3 protein-coding genes are annotated in these 2,211 nt (G+C 60.9%); 1 reads left to right on the top strand and 2 read right to left on the bottom strand.

The genetic code is table 11. The features are described 5' to 3' along the window. Positions 1-34: 34 nt before the first annotated feature. Positions 35-1,342, bottom strand: coding sequence for an adenylosuccinate lyase (gene purB / locus ABYW26_RS13675; RefSeq protein ID WP_372605463.1), 1,308 nt, complete (start codon positions 1,340-1,342; stop codon positions 35-37). Positions 1,343-1,421: 79 nt separating this feature from the next. Here purB and ABYW26_RS13670 point away from each other — a divergent pair, with 79 nt between their 5' ends. After that, positions 1,422-1,880: a DUF6314 family protein gene (locus ABYW26_RS13670; RefSeq protein ID WP_372605462.1), complete on the top strand. Its 459-nt coding sequence runs from the start codon at positions 1,422-1,424 to the stop codon at positions 1,878-1,880. On the opposite strand, the gene ABYW26_RS13665 is transcribed toward ABYW26_RS13670, so the two are convergent. Beyond that, positions 1,864-2,211: OsmC family protein (locus ABYW26_RS13665; protein ID WP_372605461.1), on the bottom strand; the 348-nt coding region annotated here is incomplete at its 5' end. The genes ABYW26_RS13670 and ABYW26_RS13665 overlap by 17 nt on opposite strands.

The raw sequence follows: 2,211 nt of genomic DNA, 5'->3' as shown, positions 1-2,211 counted from the left end.
GTCGACAGATTGCGACCCGGCGCGGCCAATCGGTTTAGCTTTCGCCGAACACGCGTTTGAAGATCGTGTCGACATGTTTGGTGTGGTATTCCATGTCGAATTTCGAGTTGATCCCGTCGACGCCAAGCGCCGCCACCACGTCGGCGTCAGCCAGCAGCAATTCGCGGAAATCAAGCCGCTCTTCCCAGACTTTCAGCGCGTTGCGCTGCACCATGGAATAGGCGTCTTCGCGCGACACACCGGCTTGTGTCAGGGCCAGCAGCACCCGCTGGCTCATCACCAGACCGGGGAATTTGTTCATGTTGTCCAGCATGTTCTCGGGGAAGACCAGCATTTTCTCGACCACACCGGCCAGACGGTTCAGCGCGAAATCAAGGGTGATCGTGGCATCGGGACCGATGCCGCGCTCGACCGAGCTGTGGCTGATGTCGCGTTCGTGCCAGAGGGCGACGTTCTCCATCGCGGGAACGACGGTCATGCGCACCAGACGGGCAAGGCCGGTCAGGTTTTCGGTCAGAACCGGGTTTTTCTTATGCGGCATCGCCGACGAGCCCTTTTGGCCCATCGAGAAGAACTCTGCGCCTTCCAGAACTTCGGTGCGCTGCATGTGGCGAATTTCGATGGCGACGTTTTCGATGCTGCTGGCGATCACACCGAGCGTGGCAAAGAACATCGCGTGCCGGTCGCGCGGGATGACCTGAGTGCTGATCGGTTCAGGGCGCAGGCCCATTTTCTCGCAGACATGTTCTTCGACCGCCGGATCGATATTGGCAAAGGTGCCGACCGCGCCGGAAATGGCGCCGGTGGCGACTTCCCATCTGGCCTTTTCAAGCCGGTTCTTGTTGCGGTCCATCTCGGCATAGAAGCGGGCAAAGGTCAGGCCCATCGTGGTCGGTTCGGCATGGATGCCGTGGCTGCGGCCGACGCGCACGGTGTTCTTGTGTTCGAACGCGCGCTTTTTCAGCGCGGCCAGAACCTTGTCGACACCCTCCAGCAGGATGTCGGAGGCGCGCACCAGTTGCACGTTCAGGCAAGTGTCCAGAACATCCGAACTGGTCATGCCCTGATGCACAAAGCGGGCTTCGTCATTGCCGACATGTTCGGCCAGATGGGTCAGAAAGGCGATGACGTCATGCTTGGTGACGGCCTCGATCTCGTCGATGCGGGCGACGTCGAATTCGACATCCTTGGCTTTCCAGACGGCCTCGGCATTGGCGCGGGGGATGACACCCAGATCGGCTTGTGCATCACAGGCGTGGGCCTCGATCTCGTACCAGATCTTGAACTTGGTCTCGGGCGACCAGATAGCGACCATGTCGGGGCGGGAATAGCGAGGGATCATCGGCAGGCCTTGCGTTTGTTGCGGATTTGGGCGTCTCATACTAGCTAGGGGATCGGGCGGCAAGGTTGCGGAGGCGTCTATGCCCAGACTTGACGAATTTGAAGGTGACTGGAGTATCGAGCGTATCGTCGAAGACCTGTTTCTGGGGCGGCATGTCGAATTTACCGGCATTGCCCGGCTGATCCCGGAAAAGGACGGGCTGCTGTATCGCGAGGAAGGCACGCTTAAGGTGCCGGGGCAGGTGCCGATTGCGGCCAGCCGGTCGTATCACTGGCGGGCCGAGGGCAATATGATCGCCGTCTATTTTGCCGATGCCCGGCCGTTTCACCGCTTTGATTGCGACGATCCGGCGCCGCAGGCCAGCCATTCCTGCGACCCCGATCTGTATCAGGTGTCTTACGAGTTCCACCACTGGCCGGACTGGCGCTCGACATGGCGGGCGCTGGGGCCGCACAAGGACTATGTGCTGCACAACCATTTCAGCCGGCTTTCCTCCAACGTCGCAGCTCAGACGCAGCGGACTATAACAGCCGGGTGATGACGTGGTTGGTCTTGGTCAGCGTGTCATGCACCGGGCATTTATCTGCGATCTCTAACAGGCGCTGGCGCTGTTCCTCGGTCAGGTCGCCCTCAAGCATGATCTCGCGGGTAAAGTGGTCGGCCTTGGCCGGTCCGGCCTGACCGGCGTCCTGGGCATGGACCTTGTCATGGGTGACATCGACCCGGATATGGGTCAGCGGCCAGCCCTTGCGCCGGGCATACATCCGCACTGTCATCGACGTGCAGGCCCCCAGACCGGCGGCCAGAAACCCATAGGGCGACATGCCCTTGTTCTGACCGCCATAGGCGGCGGGCTCGTCTGCCAGCAT

Source organism: Actibacterium sp. (genome assembly GCF_041584535.1).
Classification (GTDB): domain Bacteria; phylum Pseudomonadota; class Alphaproteobacteria; order Rhodobacterales; family Rhodobacteraceae; genus Actibacterium_D.
The sequence above is the reverse complement of the archived record's forward strand: the minus strand, read 5'-3'. Positions and strand labels throughout refer to the sequence as shown.